Below are 19,201 nucleotides of genomic sequence, written 5' to 3'. Positions count from 1 at the left end.
AACTCATTGTTACACTGTTGCCACTGATTATTCATTGTTAATCATTAATTATTAATTCAGCATGAAGCGGTGGCTGCGTATCACAGTGCTGACTGGCGGCAGCCTGCTGGCGCTCGTATTGTTACTCTGGCTGCTGCTGGCTTTATACATTCACCTGCACCGGCATGCTTTCCGGGAACAGCTCACGGAGCGGCTGAGCCGCCACCTCCACGGTCACCTTACCATCCGGGAGGTAAAGCCCTCCCTGCTGCGCAGCTTTCCGCAAGTATCCATGGAGCTGGATGAGGTGCAGTTACAGGACAGCCTCTGGCAGCAGCACCGGCACTCCCTGCTGGATGTGCAGCGTATATTCGTTAAAGTAAATACGCTTTCCCTGCTGCGCCGCCACCTGGATATCAGGGAGATAACCCTGCAGGACGGCACCATTTATTTATACACTAACAAAGAAGGATATACGAATACCAGCGTATTCGCCCGCCGGGACCATCCCCCGCACAAGCCGTCTTCCCGCAAGGATGCGGACATTGCCCGCCTGCAGTTGCGCAACATCCTGTTTGTGCTGGACCACCGGCAGAAACAGAAGCTGTTCCGCATACAGGTGCAGTCACTGAGCGGCAGTGTAAACGCCTCCGATACGGCCCTGCAGGTAGCCGTGCGCACCCGCCTGCATATCCATGACTTTGCATTCAATACCGGCAAGGGCAGCTACCTGCATAACAAGCAACTGGCCACCTCCCTGCAATTAAATTTCAACAAGCGGCTGCAAACCCTGTCCATACCAGCGCAGCGGCTGGAAATAGACGGGCAGCCCCTGGTGATGGCCGCCACCTTTTCCTTTGCACAAAAGCCCGCCGCCTTTGCCATACAGATCGCTGCCGCCCGCATGCCCTTCAGCAGCGCCAGGGCCATGCTCTCCCCCAATATATCGCGCAAGCTGGACAGCATTGACCTGCAGCAGCCCCTGGACCTGGCAGCGCAGTTGAACGGGTATATCCGTTACCGTGATACGCCGCATGTGCGCATAAGCTGGGCCACTGCCGGCAATACGCTGGTTACCAGGGTAGGGGAATGGACCAATTGCAGTTTTAAGGGAGATTTTAATAATGAGCTGTACCCCGGGCAGGGGCATAACGATGAGAACTCCGCCGTGCACCTGTACGGGTTGCGCACCGAATGGAACGGCCTGCCCTTAAGCGCAGACACCATACAGGTCCTGAACCTGAAACACCCCGTGCTGATGGGGCGCTTCCGCTCCGAATTCTCCTTACTGAAACTGAACGCTTTGGCGGGCGGCACCTTCCAGTTCACAGCAGGCAAAGCCAGCGCCAACCTGCTGTACAAAGGCAGCCTGTTGGCCGGCGATACCCTGCCGCCTTACCTGGAAGGCGCGGTGCAGGTACAGGACGGCGCGCTGGCCTACCTGCCCCGCAACCTGCAGTTGCATGACTGCAACGCTACCGTGGAGCTGAGCGGGCAGGACCTCTTTTTCCGGAACGTGCGCATGCAAAGCGCCAAAAGCGCCCTGCAGATGGAGGGCAGCATGCGCAACATCCTGCGCCTGTTCTACAAAGCCCCGGAAAAGGTGCAACTGGACTGGGAGATCCGCAGCCCGGAAATAGACCTCGACGAGTTTCGCTTCTTCCTCTCGCCGCGCAGGCCCGGGCGGGCGCAGCATAATAAGACCGCTAAAACCGCCGCCGCTTCCCGGAGGGCCCGCCGCCTGGCCCGGCAACTGGAAGTGGTGCTGAATGCCTGTAATGTGAACATGCAGGTACAGTTGGACCGGCTTAGTTACCGCCGCTTCAGCGCCCGGCAGGTGCAGGCAGACCTGGGCCTTACGCAAACGGATATACGGCTGCGCCGCATATCGCTGTCGCATGCGGGGGGCACCCTGCTGCTCAACGGCGAGGTGCGCCCCAACGGCAACAATAACCGCTTTCGCCTGGACGCCGATATCAGCAATGTGCAGATAGACCGCCTGTTCTACGCCTTTGAGAATTTTGGCATGCAAACGCTCACCTCCCGCAACCTCAAAGGCCTGCTTTCCGCCCGGGCAGACATTACCGGCAACCTGCACGATAACGGGCAACTGGCCCCCGGCTCCCTGTTCGGCACCCTCCGCTTTGAGCTGAAACAGGGCGCGCTGGTGCATTTTGCGCCCCTGGAAGACATCGGCACCTTCTTTTTCCGCAAGCGCAACCTCTCCTATATTACTTTCGACAGGCTCCGGAACACCCTCCAACTGAAGGGCAACCGGATCATCATCCCGCCCATGCAGATCTCCTCCAGCGCCCTTGATATGGATGTAAACGGCGTGTACGGTATGCCCACGGGTACGGACATTTACATGGACGTGCCGCTCCGGAACCCGGAGAAAGAAACGCGTAAGAAGGGCAGGGGCATTGTGCTGCACCTGCGTGCCACCGACGATAACAAAGACGGGAAGGTGAAGATAAAGCTGGGGAAAAAGTAACATTTTCAGTACTTTCACCGCTATTTACAGGAAATTACCTGCCTATGCGGAAAGTATTGGTGATAATGATATGCGGGCTGCTGTTTGCCTGCAAAAAAGAGGATAATACCACCCCTCACCGGTCATTTTATGGCAAATGGACTTTTCAGACCGCCATTGCCAGGCAGTATACCGTCATCCAGGGGGATACTACCTACCACAGCATTGATACCGTCCATTATAACGGTAGCGATTATATTGATTTTACGGAGAACGGCGTAGCGCTGTCATTTACCGCCCAGAACCAGCGTACAGACACCCTGGGCTTCGAGGAGATCACGCCCAGGCATTTCCGGCTGGACTCGCTGCTTTGCGAGGCCACCCTGGTTACGGACAGCGCCCTGCACTATAACAGCCTCGACTTTTCCTACAACGAAACGCCTTACGTGCAGATATCACAGACCTTCTTTATATTGCGGAGGTAGCTGGTAATAAGAGCAGCCATCCCGCGACCGGGACGGCTGCATACGGTAACTGTTCCGTCTATTTGCTTGATATGCGCCGGCTGGACAACCAGCGCCGTTCATCCACGTTATAGAAAAAAATATCAGGTAAGGGGTAACGCAGGTTCCATGCCTGTATAACAAGCTTCGTGGAATGATGCGATATGTATGGTAATGATGATGCTTTATACGTGATCTACACCAGCCGCGGCCGAGTCAATCGTTTAATGGCCGCCGCTGCAAAAGAGTTAACATCTGTTTGTTTACAGGTTTTCTATAAGGTTAACAACAGGAAATGAGAAAAGTTTAATGCATAGCCGGTCAGGCTTCCCCGCGCAAGGTCATTTCTATCTGTTCTTTTACGTTCAGGCTAAAACCCTCCAGCTCTATTTTGGGCTGCTGGTCCAGGTTGATGCGGATCTTGCCGTTCTCCTGCAGCAGGGTATCCTGCATAGGTTCCAGCAAAGCATATAACAGTGTTTTACCCGTTTGGGCCAATTGGTTGAGGAACGCATCCTCCAGTTGAAGGAATTCCCGGTTTTTATAGGAATAGCTTATCTGTATCATAATAAAGCAGTTCTCAAAGGATAGTTGAATGCTTAATAATTTCTTAAAAGTATTAAAAATATTTATATTAAAATCTATAAACAGATTTTCCACAGGGAAAAAGTTATCCACTCACACAAATGTGCTAATTCGCTGATACAGAGTCTGCTATTATCCATTTCACCCGCATAGGGCGCATCAGCACATTAGCGCATTATGCATTATCTTGCCGTTCTTTAATCCAAGGAATCAGATGCAACCATTACGTTACACTTTAATCATTTGTATTTGCCTGTTCAGCCTGGCCGGGCAGGCGCAGCCGGGACGCGCCACCAAATGGAGCCGCGACGGGCAGGCCATCTACAGCGTGGAGAACGGTGCTATTGTAGCCACCGCATTGAAGGACGGGCAGCAGCAGGTAAAGATACCGGCGGCGCAACTGGTGCCCGCAGGCGGCAAGCAGCCCCTGGAGCTGAAGGACTTCGCATTCTCCCCGGATGAACGGCAACTGCTGGTATATACCAACTCCCAAAGGGTATGGCGCTACGAGACCCGGGGCGACTACTGGCTGCTGGACCTGGAAAGCCGGCGCCTGCGCCAGTTGGGCAAAACGCTGCCCCCTGCCTCCCTCATGTTTGCCAAATTTTCGCCGGACGGCCGTAAAGCCGCCTATGTGAGCCAGCACAACCTGTACATGGAAGACCTGGCCACCGGTGAAATAAAGCAGCTCACACAGGATGGCAGCCGCCGCCTGATCAACGGGACCTTTGACTGGGCCTATGAAGAGGAATTCAGTTGCCGCGACGGCTTCCGCTGGAGCCCGGACAGCCGCCGGATCGCCTACTGGCAGATAGACGCCACGAAGATCCGCGACTTCCTGATGATAGACTATACGGACTCTATCTACTCCTTTACCGTACCGGTGGAATATCCCAAAGCGGGACAAAGCCCCTCCGCCTGCCGGGTAGGCGTAGTGGATATCAATACGGCCGCCACCACCTGGATGCAGGTGCCCGGCGACCCGCAGCAGCATTACATTCCCCGCATGGAATGGGTGCCCGGGAAGAACGAGCTGATCCTCCAGCAACTGAACCGCAAGCAGAACCACAGCGTGCTGATGCTGTGCAATGCCGCCAGCGGTATGGCTAAGCCCCTGTTTGAAGAAAGCGATGAAGCCTGGATAGACATCAAGTCCCGCTGGAATGACGACGACGTGACCGGCTGGGAATGGATCCGCAACGGCGAAGCCTTTATCTGGGTAAGTGAAAAGGACGGCTGGCGCCACCTGTACACTATCAGCATGAAGGACGGAAAGGCCACCCTGATCACCCCGGGTGAATACGACGTGATCACCATCAGCCGGATAGACGAGGCGCACCGGGCCGTGTACATCCTGGCCTCGCCGGACAATGCCACCCAACAGTACCTGTACCGGGTATCCATAGACGGTAAGGGCAAGCCGCAGCGCATTACCCCGGCAGACCAGCCTGGCACGCATGAATACGAAATATCGCCCGATGCCGCCTATGCCATCCACCGTTTTTCCAACCACTATTTTTATCCCGCCACGGAGATCGTGCACCTGCCCGGTCATAAGAGCAACAGCGGCAACCTGGCTGCCGATATAAAAGAGAAGGCAGGGGCGGACAAGCAACTGGAATTCTTTACCGTGACCACCGCAGACGGGGTAGAGATAGGCGGCTGGATGAAAAAGCCCAATAACTTTGATCCCGCTAAAAAATACCCCGTAGTGTTCTATGTATACGGGGAGCCTGCCGGCGCTACGGCCCGGGACCAGTACGGCGCCGGCCGTAACTACCTGTACCAGGGTGATATGGCGGCAGACGGGTACATCTATGTATCTATGGACAACCGCGGCACCCCGCTGCCCAAAGGTCGGGAATGGCGCAAGAGCATTTACCGGAAAGTAGGTGTGCTGAACGCCCGCGACCAGGCCCAGGCAGCCACCGCACTTATGCAGCAACGCCCCTACATGGATACTTCCCGCGTAGCCGTATGGGGCTGGAGCGGTGGCGGCTCCATGACGCTGAACCTGCTGTTCCAATACCCGAAGATCTACAAGACCGGTATTGCCATTGCTGCCGTAGGCAACCAGTTGACCTACGACAATATTTACCAGGAACGTTACATGGGATTGCCGCAGGAGAACATGGAAGATTTCGTGAAAGGATCGCCCATTACCTATGCGCAGCACCTGCAGGGCCACCTGCTGTACATACACGGCACCGGCGATGACAATGTGCATTACCAGAACGCGGAAATGCTGCTGAATGAGCTGATCCGGCACAATAAGCTGTTCCAGTTCATGGCCTATCCCAACCGTACCCACGGCATCAGCGAAGGCGCCGGCACCCGCAGGCATCTTTCCAGCCTCTATACCCGGTTCCTGCAGCAGTACTGTCCGCCGGGCCCCCGTTGAATGAATAATGAATAATATTCGTTACATAAGTGTTTCATTGTAACAATATTGGTACGATTATTAATTATTCATTATTAATTATTCATTATTCAATGAAGGACCCGCTTATCAATGCACTGAAGGAATTGCTGGCCGGCGGCCATGCCCACGTTACTTTTGAAGACGCGGTAAAACAGTTGCCGGCCAGGCTGCAGGGGCAGGTACCGCCCGGCATGCCCTACAGCATCTGGCAACTGGTGGAGCACATCCGCATTACGCAATGGGATATACTGGAATTTTCCCGGAACCCGGATTATGCATCTCCACCCTGGCCGGAAGGCTACTGGCCCAAAGAAACCGCTCCGCCCAACGCGGCCGCCTGGAAGCATAGCCTGGAACAAATAGGCCGCGACAAAGCCGCTTTCCTGGCATTACTCACCGCGCCCGGCGCAGACCTGTGCAAACCTTTCCCGCACGGCACGGGGCAGCACCTGCTCCGGGAAGCCATGCTGATAGCCGACCACACCAGCTACCATACCGGGGAGATCGTAGTGCTGCGAAGGATGATGGGAGCGTGGTAGCGGGCTTTACTTTCTCCATAAACAATCCGCAAACCATTTGCGCCGGTCCGTAAAATGCGTGAGTGGTGTAAAGCCGGTTTCCTGCGCAAGCTGCTCGGTTTCAGGCAGGCTGTACTTCTGGGATATCTCCATGAACATCGGCTCGTATTGCCCGAAATGAATGGTCACCTCCCGCCCGATATGCACCTCCTGCTCCCGGCGGCTTACCAGGTAGCTTTTGCAGGCCCCGCTGCCGGGATCATACACCGGGTAATGCTCAAACTGCAGCAGGTCAAAATCGCCCTGCAGCTCGCGGTTAATGCGGTGCAGCAGGTTCAGGTTGAACTCGCGGGTAAACCCGGCGGCATCGTTATAGGCGTTGAGTATGATACGGGGATGTTTTTTCAGGTCAAAGCCGGCCAGCAGCAGGTCACCGGGTTGCAGGCAGGCGTACAGCCGCCGGCAGATACCGGCGGCCGCTGCCGGTGTAAAATTACCGATGTTGGCGCCCATGAACAGCAGCACTTTGGGACGGCGGCTGCGGGCCGCCAATTGCTGCAGCATGTCAAAATAATCGCCGTTCAGGCCCTGCATGGACAGGCCCGGCAGCTTTTCCGGCAATCCCTTCTTCAACTGCGCGATCACGTTGGCGGAGATATCGATCGGGTAATAGGTAAAATCCGCGCCGCTCTCCTGCAGGCGCCGCAGCAGGTGTATGGACTTGGTGGCGTCGCCGGGGCCCAGCTCTACCAGGTCAAAGGCGGCGGGCTGCACGGTGATGGCGGCTGCTATCTGCGCTGCCTGCTCCTGCATGATCTCCATTTCGCAATCCGTCAGGTAGTATTCCGGGCATTGCATGATCTGCTGGAAAAGCCGGTCGCCGGCCGCATCGTAAAAATACTTGGACTCCAGGTACTTGGGCGTGGCCGTCAGGCCCCGCACCACGTCCCGGTAAAAGCTTGCACGCTGCGTTTCCGGCCCGCCCTGGGCCGACAACGGATGCGGTACTGAGGTAGTATTCATAAATTATTTGGTGTGCATTATTAATTGCCCGCCAGCCTGATACCCATGAACTGCCAGCGCAGGTGCGGATGAAAAAAGTTACGGTAAGTGATACGGCTGTGCCCCGGTGAGGTGACTTCAGAGCCCCCGCGCAGCACCTGCTGGTTCACCATGAACTTGCCGTTGTACTCCCCGATAGCGCCCGGGGCTTTAATAAAGCCGGGATAGGGGAGATAAGCGCTCTCCGTCCACTCCCAGCGCTGTCCCCATTGCAACTGCGGCGCCGCGGCTTCCCATTCAAATTCCGTGGGCAGGCGCATGCCTTTCCAGGCTGCATAGGCGGCAGCTTCGTAATAGCTTACGTGGCAAACCGGTGCATCCCATGCTACCGGCTGCAGGCCCTGCCAGGTGTAATACATCCACTGCCCGTCTACCTGGTGCCAGTACAGGGGAGCGCTTACCTGCTGCTGCCGTACCCAGTCCCAGCCCTCGGCATGCCAATGCCGGAAGCTGCTGTAGCCGCCGGCTTCCATAAAGGCCAGGTATTCCCCGTTGGTCACCAGCCGGGTACTGATGCGGTAAGGCTGCAGGTACACGCGGTGGCGCTGCTGCTCGTTGTCAAAGCAAAAGCCCTCGCCGGCATAGCCAATTTCGTATACCCCTTCCGGTATGGAGAGCAGCTCCGGTCCCTGCGGCGGTATGGCGGGCGCCGGGACCCTGTGCCGGTCATAAGCCGGGAACAGGGGATTATGCCCCAGGATGTACTTGATGTCCGTATACAGCAGCTCCTGGTGCTGCTCCTCATGATGCAGTCCCAGGGTAGCCAGCGCCTGCTGCTCCGGGGTAAGCCCGCCCTGCAGGAAGTCCCGCATGGCGGCATCCACATGCTGCCGGTAGCGCATAATATCCTCCACGGCCGGGCGGCTCAGGTTACCGCGGTTAGTGCGTATCACCCTGGCGCCCACGGACTCGTAGTAGCTGTTGAACACAAAATTGTAATCGGGATCAAATTCCGTATAGCCCGGTACGTTAGGCTTCAGTAAAAAGGTCTCGAAAAACCAGGTGGTATGCCCCAGGTGCCACTTGGGCGGGCTTACGTCCACTACCGGCTGCACTACATAGTCTTCCGTTTTCAGCGGTGCGCAAATGTTCGCCGACCTGCTGCGCACGGTTTCGTATTGATTCCAAAGTTCCATATTAATGTTTTATACGGCCAGCCGGCCGCTTACCATTCAGCATGTTAGCGTTGGGCGCGCGTTGCATTCACAAGGTCCGAAATACTTTTGATATGCAGTTCGCTGGCCTGCTGCTTCCGCATCATCAGGGCATAGGTATTGTTGAAGCCGATGGGCGGCAGCCAGCGTATGCCATAGCGTGTTGCAAAGGCGCGCTGCACATGCGCATATACCTGCTGCGGATCGCCGATCAGTGAATCTATCACGGGCCGGGGCTCCTGCAGGATCACCAGCAGGCCGGTGCCGGTGTATTCCGGGTACAGGTCTATCTGGTCGTTCACCAGCGCGTCAAAGCAGATCTTGGTGCCGCCCAGGCCCGTTCTGGTCACTGCCCGAAGCTCCGTATAGCCCTCTACCAGCATTTTGTACATATTGGCCAGTATATACCCGTCGCCGAATATCTTGGAGCCGATGCGGACCACGCCTTTGGCGCCGCTTCGGGGCGGCTGCCACAAGCCTTTGCTTACAAGAAAATCCTTTGCTACCGCCGCAGGGTCCTGTTTCAGGTAATCCACGCGGTAGTTGAGCTCCGTCATAATGCTATCATTAATGGTGCCAGACAGCCTGTTCAGTGCAGGCGCCAGCTCGGGGTATTTGTCCAGGGTGGCTTGGCGCACAATAGGCGCGGCATAGTACGGCGGGAAAATATGCTTGTCATCGTCCAGCACCACCAGGTCAAACGCCTTTACGCGCCCGTCGGTACTGCTGCCGCTGATCACGTCCAGCTTTTTTTCATAGGCGGCCTTGTACATGATCATGTCGTTGATCACCACCGTGCGCAGCCGCAGGCCGTATACGCTTTTCAGGCCCAGGTAACCGTCCTGCCGTCCCATAAATTCCGGGGTAAACCCTGCCAGCAGCGGGCCGCCGGCAGCAGCGGGCAGCAGGTAAAAGGAGGAGAGCAGCAGCAGGAGCAGGGGCAGTACATACAGGGTGGTGCGCGCCTTGCGCAACTGTATGCGTTGCAGCAATGAAAGCAGCCCGTCAAACAGGATGGCCAGCAGCGCCGCCGGGATGGCGCCGGCCAGTATCATGTGCGTATTGTTCAGGGCAATGCCGCCGAAAATAAACTCGCCCAGGCCGCCGGCGGCAATGTAAGCCGCCAGGGTAGCCACGCCTACATTGATCACCGTGGCGGTGCGTATACCAGCCAGCAGCACCGGCATGGCCAGGGGCAATTGTATTTTGTAAAGCAACTGCCGGCGGCTCATGCCCATGCCGGTAGCGGCGGCGGTCACGGCCGGGTCCACTTCTTTAATACCGGTGTAGGTATTGCGGATAATGGGCAGCAGCCCGTACAGGAACAGGGCTACAATGGCCGGTTGCGGGCCAATGCCCAGCAGCGGGATCATAAAGCCCAGCAGGGCGATGCTGGGAACGGTCTGCAGTACGCCGGCCACGCCCAGCACGGGGGCGGCCCACCCTCTTTTACGGGTAATGAGGATGCCCAGGGGCACGCCTGCCAGCACCGCTATCAGCAGGGAAATAAAGGTAAGCCCGATATGCTGCAGCGTTTGCTCCAGGAGCTTGCCGGACTGCTGCTGTATGAAATCAAAAAAACTCTGTTGCATGGGTATGAGTCCTACTTCTTATGTCCTACTTCATTCTTCCTGCTGACTAGTGCTGTCATCAGTGATTTGCTGTCCATGGTAAATACTGTTGTGCTGAAGTCAACGGACAGCACGCCTTCCGTATTCATGCTCTGCTGCAGGGCATCCCAGCAGGAGGTGGTGCCCGGCAACACATGCGCCTGGTAATTGTCGTCTTCAGCGGTGGGAGGCAGGTAGGGCCTGATATCCGCCAGGGTGAGCGCTTTCAGCTCCAGCAGCAGGTGATGCTCCCGGAAAAAGGCGCGCACAAAATCATTGGCCGGCGCAAAGAGCAGCTCTTGCGGGGTGCCCAGTTGCTGCAGCCTGCCGTTGTCCATCAGGCCAATGCGGGTGCCCAGCTCAAAAGCTTCCTGCACGTCGTGCGTTACCATCACCACCGTTTTATTTTGCAGCTCGTCCAGCGCCTGGAACTCCCGGCGCACGCTGGCGCGGGTTACCGGGTCCAGCGCACCAAAGGGCTCGTCCATCAGCAGCACCGGCGGGTCTGCCGCCAGGGCGCGGGCCAGGCCCACCCGCTGCTGCTGCCCGCCGCTCAGTTGCGCCGGGTAGGCATCCCGGTACTGCCCCGGCGGCAGGTGCAGCTTTTCCATCAGCACAGTAGTACGGTCCGCAATGCGGGCCTTGTCCCATTGCAGCAGCGCCGGCACCACGCCGATGTTCTCCGCTACGGTATAGTGCGGGAAGAGGCCGTTGTCCTGCAGCACGTAGCCAATGCCCCGGCGCAGGGTTTCCGGCTGCTGCTCCGCTACGGCCTGGCCGTTCACATAGATCTGCCCGCTGTCCGGCGTTAGCAGCCGGTTGATCATGCGCAGGGTAGTGGTCTTGCCGCTGCCGCTGGTGCCCAGCAGTACCAGCGTTTCGCCGGGATGCACCTCGAAGGATACATCCGCCACCGCAGGCTGATGTTGTTTGTTGAAACTTTTATAGACGTGCTCCAGCTTTATCATGGTGCTATAAAGGTATCGTTATCCCGTGGAAATATTTACCCACTTTGTTGCCCGCTGCAGGTAACTATTTATTTATCAAGGGAAAGAAACAGGTTGTTCAGCGACTCTGCATACAAGGGATGCGCAAAGATCATTTCCCGCAGTTGCTGCGCCGTAATGCCCCCCAGCATCGCCATCTGCAGCAATGACATGATCTCCCCGCCTTCGGCGCCCAGCACGGCCGCTCCCAGTATGCGCCCGGAGCCTTCTGCTACCAGGGCTTTCATGAACCCGCTGGTTTGGCTGGTTTCAATCGCCCGGGCAACATGCTTCATGGGCAGGCTGGCCGTTTTATAACGGAGCCCCTGCTGCCGGGCCTCCTTTTCAGACAACCCGATGCGCCCGAGCTGCGGGTCGGTGAACATGCAGTAGGGCACCTGCCGGTCCCGGATGGAAGCGCTTTCCTTTCCCAGCAGGTTCTTATATACTATAAAATGATCGTGGTAGGAGATATGGGTAAAGGCCGGTCCGCCCTTTACGTCGCCCAGGGCATAGACGCCCGGCACATTGGTTTCCAGCCGCTCGTTTACGGTTATATAACCCTGGTCGTCCGTTTGCACGCCGGCCTTGTCCAGTTGCAGGGCAGGGGTTTGCGGCGTTCTGCCGGTAGCTACCAGCACGTGGGAGCCCTGCAGCACGTGCTGCTGGCCGTTTGTATGGATATGCAGCACAATGCCCCGGCTGGTCTGCTCGGCCTGTTGCACCTCGGTGCCGGTAAAAATGCCGATGCCTTCCGCCTCCATGATCTGCTGCACGCCGGCGGCCACATCTTCATCCTCCCGCGGCACCAGTTGCGGGGCGCGCTCTATAATGGTCACTTCGCTGCCAAAGCGGCGGAACATCTGTCCCAGTTCCAGCGCAATGTAGCTGCCGCCCATCACCAGCAGGTGGGAGGGCAGGGTAGGCAGGTCCAGCAGGGTAGTGCTGGTAAACCAGGGGATCACGTCCAGCCCGGGAACGGGGGGCACCTGTGGCGAAGTGCCGGTATCGATCACGATATGATCGGCTGTGATGGTGGCCTCGCCGCCATCGTGCAACTGTACGTGCAGGGTTTTGGGGCCGGTAAAAGCGGCGGCGCCGTCAAAGAGCGTGAGGCCGTCCACCTGCAGCCGTTTTTCCGTGCCGGCGCGGAAATCGGCCACGATCCTGTTCTTTCTTTCCACGATGCTTTCCATGTCCACGGAGTACCCGTTCACCCGCAGGCCCCACTGCCTGCCGTTGGCCGCCACCCAGGCGGCGCGGGCGCTGGCGATCATGGCCTTGGTAGGCGTACAGCCGTCGTTGATGCAGGTGCCGCCCAGCCACTTTTTTTCCACCAGGGCGGTCTGCCACCCGGCCTTTGCCAGTTTCCTTGCCAATGGATTTCCTCCCTGTCCTGATCCGATAATGATAGCGTTGAAATGTTGCATATGCATGTAGCGGCCCAAATATTATACCACCGGGCATTGATGTGCGCATTAGACATTATCTTTGCCCTCTATGTCCAGATTAAGTATTACCGGTTTAGCCGCTGCCGTTATTATTATTATCAGCGTCTTCTTACCCTGGCTGACCATCGAGAGCCGGCACCTGGTATTTACCGGCCTGCATACGGCCGGCTCCAACTTCGGGGAGCCAGGCAGGCTGAATATCGCGCTGGCGGTGGTGGCCGCCATTCTCTTTCTCCCGCAGCGGTTATGGGCGCAAAGGGTGAACATATTTGTGACCGCTTTCCTGGTAGCCTGGACCTTTCGCAACATGATCATTTTTGCACGCTGCGAAATGGGGGAATGCCCGGAAAAGGAAATAGGATTATACCTCTCGCTGGCAGCAGCGATCACTACGTTTGTTTGTACCGTATTCTGGAAAAAAAAGATTAGCTGATGGCCTGCCGCACCAGGTACACCGCCAGCCAGATGCCGGCTGTCAGCAGCAGGTAGCGGGCTATCACCGGCCAGGTCCGTTGCCCGGTAGCACGGGACTTGATAAGGGCAAAAACAGTGGCACTGAGGAATACCAGCAGGCTGCTGAGGCGGGCGGCAGCGTTAAAGTTCTCATTGGCCAGGTAAGGCCAGAAAGGAATGAGCGCGCCCAGCAGGAAACTGCCCCCGGCCACCACGGCGCTGCGCAGGGCCCGCAGCGGGTGCCAGGTGGTCATCTGCACATTTTCCTGTTGCAGGGCCTGTTCCCAGCGACCGGCGTCCGCCTCCATTTCCTGCGCAATATGCCGGATCGTATCCTCCGTAATATCCAGCCGCTGCAGTTTCTTCTCTTCTTTGGGTGAAAGCGTGGCTTCGTCATGCTGCGCATCGCCGCGGTTGGCCTTCCAGGCGGTGACCATCACCAGCACGGTCCCGGCCAGTGACACCCACAGGTTCAGGTCATAGAACCGCTGTACGCTGAGCTGCAGCGCCTGCACCAGCAAGGTGGTGAAGAACAGGAGGAACAGGCCGTCGGGAAACCCGATCAGGAAATCTGTTTTCCACCCGGTGCTGCGGATAGCTTTTTTATGGATCGGCATGATGGTGTGGCGTTAGTCCAGGCAGCCCAGGCTGTTGGCAATAATAGATATACAGTCCCTGACCTGTGCGGCATTGATCAGCAGCGGGGGCGCAAAGCGGATCTTGTCGCCGTGGGTGGGCTTGGCCAGCAGGCCGTTCTCCTTCAGCGCCAGGCACAGTTCCCAGGCTGCTTCCGGGTTCCGGTGCCGGATCACGATGGCATTCAGCAGCCCCTTGCCCCGGATAGTGGTGATGTGCGGCGACTGCAGGGCGGCCAGTCCTTCGCGCAGCAACTGCCCCATGGCAACGGCGTTCTCCGCCATCTTTTCCTCCTTCAGTACGTTCAGCGCCGTAATGGCCACTTTGCAGGCCAGCGGGTTGCCCCCGTAGGTGGAGCCATGCTCCCCGGGATGGATGGTCAGCATCACGGCATCGTCCGCCAGCACCGCGGATACGGGCAGCACGCCACCGGACAGGGCTTTGCCCAGCACCAGGATATCCGGGCGCACCTTTTCATGATCGCAGCACAGCATGGCGCCGGTACGGGCCAGGCCGGTCTGTATCTCGTCGGCGATGAACAGCACATTGGCGTCGGCGCAGTACTGCCGGGCCTTGGCCAGGTAGCCTTCATCCGGCACTACCACGCCGGCTTCGCCCTGTATGGGCTCCACCAGGAAGCCCGCCACGTGCGGGTCCTGCAGGGCCTTTTCCAGGGCCGGCAGGTCGTTGTACGGGATCACTTCGTAGCCAGGCGTATACGGCCCGAAGCCTTTGCGCGCATCGGGATCGGTGCTGAAGGAGATCACGTTCAGCGTGCGGCCGTGAAAATTATGTTCGCAGGTAATGATCTTTGCTTTGTTCTCCGGGATGCCCTTGATGGCGTATCCCCAGCGGCGGCAGAGCTTCAGCGCCGTTTCCACCGCTTCCACGCCGGTGTTCATGGGCAATACCTTGTCGTACCCGAAAAAGCGGGTGACGAAAGCGGCGTACTCGCCCAGCAGGTCGCTGTGGAAAGCGCGGGAGGTAAGGGTAAGGCGCTGCGCCTGTTCTATAAGGGCCGCCACGATCCTGGGGTGGCAGTGGCCCTGGTTCACGGCGGAATAGCCGGAAAGGAAATCGTAATAACGCTTGTCATCCACATCCCATACAAAAACACCTTCGCCGCGCTGCAGCACTACGGGCAGTGGGTGATAGTTATGCGCGCCGTACTGTTCTTCCAGCGCCAGGTAATGTTGTGTTTTTTGACTGATTGTAAATGAAGGTACCATACGGGGTCAAAGGTACTTTAATTAGCAGAAAGCATAAAGCGGAAAGCACAAAGCCATTGGCTCGGTTGCTGTTTCCGCTCTGATAAGCTTTATGCTTTCCGCTTTATGCCTTTAGCTTGTTCACCAGCGCAATGTACTCCTGCATGGCTTCCTCCTTTGTTTTGCCCCGCAGCTCCGACCAGGCCTCGTACTTGGCCTTGCCCACAATATCAAACAGGTTGTCCGGGCCATCGGGGCCGGCATCTCCCTCCGTAGCCTGCTTGTACAGGGAGTACAGGCGCAGGAGGGTGGCATTGTCCGGTTTTTCCGCCAGGGTTTTGCTGGCGGCCACTGCTGCTTCAAATTGTTGTTGAAGTTCCATAGAATAAGTTGTTTGGAACGAAAATATAGTCAAATTTTGAATACCTTTGTGGGCTATTATATATGAAGAACATCAGGAACTTTTGCATCATTGCGCACATTGATCATGGTAAGAGCACTTTGGCCGACCGCCTGCTGGAACGTACCAAGACCATCTCTGAACGGGAAATGCAGGCCCAGGTACTGGACGATATGGACCTGGAGCGCGAAAAAGGCATTACCATCAAGAGCCATGCCATTCAAATGAACTACCTCTACCAGGGAGAACAATACGTTTTTAACCTGATAGACACCCCCGGACACGTAGACTTTTCATACGAAGTATCCCGTGCGCTGGCCGCCTGCGAAGGCGCCCTGCTGCTGGTGGACGCTACCCAGGGCATACAGGCCCAGACCATCTCCAACCTGTACCTGGCGCTGGAGAACGACCTGGAGATCATTCCCGTGATCAACAAGATCGATATGGACGGGGCCATGATCCCCGAAGTAAAGGACCAGATACTGGAGCTGATCGGCTGCAAGGAGGAGGAGATACTGCTGGCGTCCGGCAAGACCGGCATCGGCATTGACGAGATACTGGAAGCCATTGTACAGCGCATTCCCGCCCCCCAGGGCGATCCGGAAGCGCCCCTGCAGGCCCTGATATTTGACAGCGTGTTCAACTCCTTCCGGGGCATCATCGCCTATTTCAGGGTATACAACGGCGGCATCAAAAAAGGCGACAAGGTGAAGTTCGTGAACACCGGCCAGGAGTACGGGGCCGATGAAGTGGGCATCCTGCGCCTGGGCCTGGAGCCGAGGAACGAGGTAAAGACCGGCGATGTAGGCTATATCATTACCGGCATCAAGAACGCCAAGGAGGTAAAAGTAGGGGATACCATCACCCTGAGCGCCAACCCCGGCGTAAACGCCATTAAAGGATTCGAGGAAGTGAAGCCGATGGTATTCGCCGGCATCTTCCCGGTAAATACCGAGGACTTCGAGGAGTTGCGCGATTGTATGGACAAGCTGCAGCTCAACGATGCGTCCCTTACCTACGAGCTGGAAACTTCCCAGGCCCTGGGCTTCGGCTTCCGCTGCGGCTTCCTGGGCATGCTGCACATGGAGATCATCCAGGAGCGGCTGGAAAGGGAGTTCAACCAGACCGTGATCACCACAGTGCCCAACGTGGGCTTTATCGCCCATACCACCAAAGGGGAGAAGATCACCGTGAACAATCCTTCCGAAATGCCGGACCCCAGCAAGCTGGAGCGCATCGAGGAGCCTTTTATCCGCGCGCAGATCATTACCAAGCCGGAGTACATCGGCAATATCCTCACGCTGTGCCTGGGCAAGCGCGGTATCCTCATTAACCAGAGCTACCTTACCACCACCCGCGTGGAGCTGATATTTGAGCTGCCCCTGACAGAAATCGTATTCGACTTCTACGACAAGCTGAAAAGCCAGACCCGTGGCTACGCTTCCTTTGATTACAGCCCCATCGGCATGCGCGACAGCGACATCGTGAAAATGGACATCCTGCTGAACAGCGAGAAGGTGGACGCCCTGAGCGCCCTGATACACCGTAGCCGCGCACAGGACTTTGGCCGCAAGCTCTGCGAAAAGCTGAAAGAGCTGCTGCCCCGCCAGCAGTTCCTCATTGCCATACAGGCCGCCATCGGCGCCAAGATCGTGGCCCGTGAGAACATCAGCGCCATGCGCAAGGACGTAACCGCCAAGTGTTACGGCGGCGATATCTCCCGTAAGCGCAAGCTGCTGGAAAAGCAGAAGGAAGGCAAGAAGCGCATGCGCCAGATAGGCAGCGTGGAAGTACCGCAGGAAGCGTTCCTGGCCGTGCTGAAGCTGGACGATTAGTGTGATGGATTTTTGAAGCGTTGTCATTATATTTGGCCGGGGCAATTTCACGAGCACACTATGTACTGATGCTGGTTCCCTGCCAAAGGAACATTGAAAAGGATCTATCTCTATATCGCCGGCAACGACGCTTCATTCAGTTTTGAGCACCGGGTGTTCAACCTGAGCAGCTTTATCATTACCCTGTTCTGCATACAGGGTACGCTTTTCAATTATTTTCTGGGACTGCACCTGTTCACGGTCTGGCTGGCCATAGCCGGCACACTGGTATCGGCGGTCCTGTTCTACCTGTCGCGCCTGCGCAAATGGTTCACCCCGGCCACGATCTTCATCTACGTAGGCATTACCATGCTGGCATTGGGAGGGATGCACTTTTTTAACGGCGCCTCTTCCAGCCCGGTCTTTTACCTGATCATTATGCTGCAGAATATCTTCCTGCTGATCGCGCAGCGGAAGCACCAGTTGTTGATCTACGGGCTGCTGGCCGGCACCATCATGCTGCTGCTGGTGCTGGAGTATTTTTTCCCGGGATGGACGGTGCCCTATGCTTCCCCTGAGGAACGGATGGTAGACCATATTACCACGCTGGCCTATTCTCCCTTTTTTACCATGGTGATCATTATGCTGTTTCGCCGCAGCTATGACCGGGAGCAGAAAATAGTGCTGCAGCAAAAGCAGAAGCTGGAAGAAGCCTACCGCATCACTACCGAGAAGAATGAATATATCGAGTCCCTGATCCGGGAACTGCACCACCGGGTAAAGAACAACCTGCAGATCGTATCCAGCCTGCTGTCCCTGCAGTCCAACCGCGTGGCGGACGACAAAGCCAGGCTGGCCCTGGAGGAAGGAAAGACCCGGGTAGACGCCATGGCCATGATCCACCAGAAACTGTACATGGACAATGAGCTGGCCTCCGTGAATATCGAGGAATACCTGGGCCACCTGTCCGCTTCCCTGGCCAACAGCTTCGGGTACGATGCCCAACATGTGCACATGCAGGTGCAGTTAAGCAACCGTTCCATGGACATAGACCTGGCCATCCCCATCGGGCTGATCGTCAATGAGCTGATCACGAATGCGTTCAAGCACGCCTTCCAGGGCGTGGCGCAACCTGCAATAAAACTAACGCTGCTGGAGCAGCCGGACCACCTGGAGCTGACCGTGGCCGATAACGGCAGGGGGCTGCGGCTCCCGGAAGGACTGGAAAGCCCGGGGTCCTTCGGTATGAAACTGGTGCAAACCCTGGTGGAACAGGTAAACGGGGCCATGACTGTCCGGCAGCACCCCGGCACCACCTACACCATTGAAATACGTGCATAGCCATGATGATGAAAGAAAGCGCCGCCATACTGATCGTAGAGGATGAGCTGATCACCGCCGAAAGCATAGCAGAGCTGCTGGCGGAAGAAGAGTACACGATTGCAGGCATTGCCAAGGACGCCCCCGCCGCCCTGCGTATTTGCCACCAGGCCGCCATCCTGCCGCAGGTGGTGATCTGCGACATCAATATCAAGGGCGAGGTGAAAGGCACTGCGCTGGCCCGGCAGCTAAAGGAGCTGTTCGGCTGCGAGATCATCTTCCTCACCGCCTATGCAGACACCCGGACACTGCAGGCCGCTTTTGAAGCGGAGCCGGTGATGTACGTGGTAAAGCCCTACCGGGATACGCAACTGCTGGTAGCCGTGCAAATGGCCTTTCACAAGATATTCAAAAAAGAGAACCTGGCGGGCAGCAGCGCCCTGACCCTCACGGAACGGGAAAAGGAAATAGCGCAACTGGTGGCCGGCGGCTTCTCCTCCAAACAGATCGCCCGCAAACTGAACATCAGCGCCGAAACGGTAAAGACCCACCGCCGGCGCATGCTGCAGAAGAATAACATCAGCAGCTTTCCCCACCTGGTGTACCTGATGAACAAGGAAGCCTGAG

Annotated in this window: 17 protein-coding genes; 8 read left to right on the top strand and 9 right to left on the bottom strand. The window is 57.1% G+C overall.

Annotated elements, in window-relative coordinates; translation table 11 throughout:
- Positions 1-61: 61 nt before the first annotated feature.
- Complete coding sequence (locus tag LX66_RS18755) at positions 62-2,473, top strand: AsmA family protein (protein WP_145716423.1); 2,412 nt, start codon at positions 62-64, stop codon at positions 2,471-2,473.
- Positions 2,474-2,517: 44 nt separating this feature from the next.
- The gene (locus LX66_RS18750) at positions 2,518-2,937 is read left to right on the top strand and encodes a hypothetical protein (RefSeq protein ID WP_145716421.1); all 420 of its coding nucleotides are present in this window, start codon (positions 2,518-2,520) and stop codon (positions 2,935-2,937) included.
- Between the two features lie 339 nt (positions 2,938-3,276).
- Here the strand turns inward: LX66_RS18750 and LX66_RS18745 are convergent, their stop codons facing one another.
- Positions 3,277-3,522: a hypothetical protein gene (locus LX66_RS18745; protein WP_145716419.1), complete on the bottom strand. Its 246-nt coding sequence runs from the start codon at positions 3,520-3,522 to the stop codon at positions 3,277-3,279.
- A 232-nt stretch (positions 3,523-3,754) separates the two neighbouring features.
- Between LX66_RS18745 and LX66_RS18740 the strand changes: the two genes are divergently transcribed.
- Positions 3,755-5,941, top strand: coding sequence for a S9 family peptidase (locus tag LX66_RS18740; protein ID WP_145716417.1), 2,187 nt, complete (start codon positions 3,755-3,757; stop codon positions 5,939-5,941).
- Positions 5,942-6,033: 92 nt separating this feature from the next.
- Positions 6,034-6,501, top strand: coding sequence for a DinB family protein (locus LX66_RS18735; protein ID WP_145716415.1), 468 nt, complete (start codon positions 6,034-6,036; stop codon positions 6,499-6,501).
- A gap of 6 nt (positions 6,502-6,507) precedes the next feature.
- Here the strand turns inward: LX66_RS18735 and egtD are convergent, their stop codons facing one another.
- The 5 genes from egtD to LX66_RS18710 form a co-directional block, all read right to left on the bottom strand.
- Positions 6,508-7,503, bottom strand: a complete 996-nt coding sequence (gene egtD / locus LX66_RS18730) for an L-histidine N(alpha)-methyltransferase (RefSeq protein ID WP_145716413.1) — start codon at positions 7,501-7,503, stop codon at positions 6,508-6,510.
- 20 nt (positions 7,504-7,523) lie between these two features.
- The gene (gene egtB / locus LX66_RS18725; RefSeq protein WP_145716411.1) at positions 7,524-8,678 is read right to left on the bottom strand and encodes an ergothioneine biosynthesis protein EgtB; all 1,155 of its coding nucleotides are present in this window, start codon (positions 8,676-8,678) and stop codon (positions 7,524-7,526) included.
- A 44-nt stretch (positions 8,679-8,722) separates the two neighbouring features.
- Complete coding sequence (locus LX66_RS18720; RefSeq protein ID WP_145716409.1) at positions 8,723-10,288, bottom strand: ABC transporter permease/substrate-binding protein; 1,566 nt, start codon at positions 10,286-10,288, stop codon at positions 8,723-8,725.
- A gap of 11 nt (positions 10,289-10,299) precedes the next feature.
- Positions 10,300-11,274, bottom strand: coding sequence for an ABC transporter ATP-binding protein (locus LX66_RS18715; protein WP_145716407.1), 975 nt, complete (start codon positions 11,272-11,274; stop codon positions 10,300-10,302).
- A 68-nt stretch (positions 11,275-11,342) separates the two neighbouring features.
- Positions 11,343-12,728, bottom strand: coding sequence for a mercuric reductase (locus tag LX66_RS18710; protein ID WP_244620451.1), 1,386 nt, complete (start codon positions 12,726-12,728; stop codon positions 11,343-11,345).
- A 64-nt stretch (positions 12,729-12,792) separates the two neighbouring features.
- Here LX66_RS18710 and LX66_RS18705 point away from each other — a divergent pair, with 64 nt between their 5' ends.
- Positions 12,793-13,176: a hypothetical protein gene (locus tag LX66_RS18705; protein WP_145716405.1), complete on the top strand. Its 384-nt coding sequence runs from the start codon at positions 12,793-12,795 to the stop codon at positions 13,174-13,176.
- On the opposite strand, the gene LX66_RS18700 is transcribed toward LX66_RS18705, so the two are convergent.
- The 3 genes from LX66_RS18700 to LX66_RS18690 all read right to left on the bottom strand — a co-directional run bounded on the left by LX66_RS18700 (position 13,169) and on the right by LX66_RS18690 (position 15,422).
- A complete protein-coding gene (locus tag LX66_RS18700; RefSeq protein ID WP_145716403.1) occupies positions 13,169-13,813 on the bottom strand; it encodes a VIT1/CCC1 transporter family protein in 645 nt (214 codons plus the stop codon). The two genes, LX66_RS18705 and LX66_RS18700, sit on opposite strands and share 8 nt — an antisense overlap.
- Positions 13,814-13,825: 12 nt before the next feature.
- A complete protein-coding gene (gene rocD, locus LX66_RS18695; RefSeq protein WP_145716401.1) occupies positions 13,826-15,061 on the bottom strand; it encodes an ornithine--oxo-acid transaminase in 1,236 nt (411 codons plus the stop codon).
- Between the two features lie 103 nt (positions 15,062-15,164).
- Positions 15,165-15,422, bottom strand: a complete 258-nt coding sequence (locus tag LX66_RS18690; RefSeq protein ID WP_145716399.1) for an acyl-CoA-binding protein — start codon at positions 15,420-15,422, stop codon at positions 15,165-15,167.
- Positions 15,423-15,484: 62 nt separating this feature from the next.
- Between LX66_RS18690 and lepA the strand changes: the two genes are divergently transcribed.
- The 3 genes from lepA to LX66_RS18675 all read left to right on the top strand — a co-directional run bounded on the left by lepA (position 15,485) and on the right by LX66_RS18675 (position 19,200).
- Positions 15,485-17,275 (top strand): translation elongation factor 4, encoded by a 1,791-nt coding sequence (gene lepA / locus LX66_RS18685; protein ID WP_145716396.1) that lies wholly within the window; start codon positions 15,485-15,487, stop codon positions 17,273-17,275.
- A 93-nt stretch (positions 17,276-17,368) separates the two neighbouring features.
- Positions 17,369-18,595 (top strand): sensor histidine kinase, encoded by a 1,227-nt coding sequence (locus LX66_RS18680; RefSeq protein WP_145716394.1) that lies wholly within the window; start codon positions 17,369-17,371, stop codon positions 18,593-18,595.
- A 2-nt stretch (positions 18,596-18,597) separates the two neighbouring features.
- Positions 18,598-19,200 (top strand): response regulator transcription factor, encoded by a 603-nt coding sequence (locus LX66_RS18675; protein WP_145716392.1) that lies wholly within the window; start codon positions 18,598-18,600, stop codon positions 19,198-19,200.
- Position 19,201 lies beyond the last annotated feature (1 nt).

Source organism: Chitinophaga japonensis (assembly GCF_007830125.1).
Lineage (GTDB): Bacteria > Bacteroidota > Bacteroidia > Chitinophagales > Chitinophagaceae > Chitinophaga > Chitinophaga japonensis.
Note: the sequence above shows the minus strand (reverse complement) of the source record. Positions and strands in the feature narration are given on the sequence as shown.

Coding starts and splice junctions, on each gene's coding strand:
- LX66_RS18710 (WP_244620451.1), bottom strand. CDS start 12,728: ATGCATATGCAACATTTCAACGCTATCATTATCGGATCAGGACAGGGA.
- LX66_RS18690 (WP_145716399.1), bottom strand. CDS start 15,422: ATGGAACTTCAACAACAATTTGAAGCAGCAGTGGCCGCCAGCAAAACC.
- egtB (WP_145716411.1), bottom strand. CDS start 8,678: ATGGAACTTTGGAATCAATACGAAACCGTGCGCAGCAGGTCGGCGAAC.
- LX66_RS18675 (WP_145716392.1), top strand. CDS start 18,598: ATGATGATGAAAGAAAGCGCCGCCATACTGATCGTAGAGGATGAGCTG.
- LX66_RS18705 (WP_145716405.1), top strand. CDS start 12,793: ATGTCCAGATTAAGTATTACCGGTTTAGCCGCTGCCGTTATTATTATT.
- LX66_RS18715 (WP_145716407.1), bottom strand. CDS start 11,274: ATGATAAAGCTGGAGCACGTCTATAAAAGTTTCAACAAACAACATCAG.
- LX66_RS18720 (WP_145716409.1), bottom strand. CDS start 10,288: ATGCAACAGAGTTTTTTTGATTTCATACAGCAGCAGTCCGGCAAGCTC.
- egtD (WP_145716413.1), bottom strand. CDS start 7,503: ATGAATACTACCTCAGTACCGCATCCGTTGTCGGCCCAGGGCGGGCCG.
- LX66_RS18745 (WP_145716419.1), bottom strand. CDS start 3,522: ATGATACAGATAAGCTATTCCTATAAAAACCGGGAATTCCTTCAACTG.
- LX66_RS18700 (WP_145716403.1), bottom strand. CDS start 13,813: ATGCCGATCCATAAAAAAGCTATCCGCAGCACCGGGTGGAAAACAGAT.
- LX66_RS18755 (WP_145716423.1), top strand. CDS start 62: ATGAAGCGGTGGCTGCGTATCACAGTGCTGACTGGCGGCAGCCTGCTG.
- LX66_RS18735 (WP_145716415.1), top strand. CDS start 6,034: ATGAAGGACCCGCTTATCAATGCACTGAAGGAATTGCTGGCCGGCGGC.
- rocD (WP_145716401.1), bottom strand. CDS start 15,061: ATGGTACCTTCATTTACAATCAGTCAAAAAACACAACATTACCTGGCG.
- lepA (WP_145716396.1), top strand. CDS start 15,485: ATGAAGAACATCAGGAACTTTTGCATCATTGCGCACATTGATCATGGT.
- LX66_RS18740 (WP_145716417.1), top strand. CDS start 3,755: ATGCAACCATTACGTTACACTTTAATCATTTGTATTTGCCTGTTCAGC.
- LX66_RS18750 (WP_145716421.1), top strand. CDS start 2,518: ATGCGGAAAGTATTGGTGATAATGATATGCGGGCTGCTGTTTGCCTGC.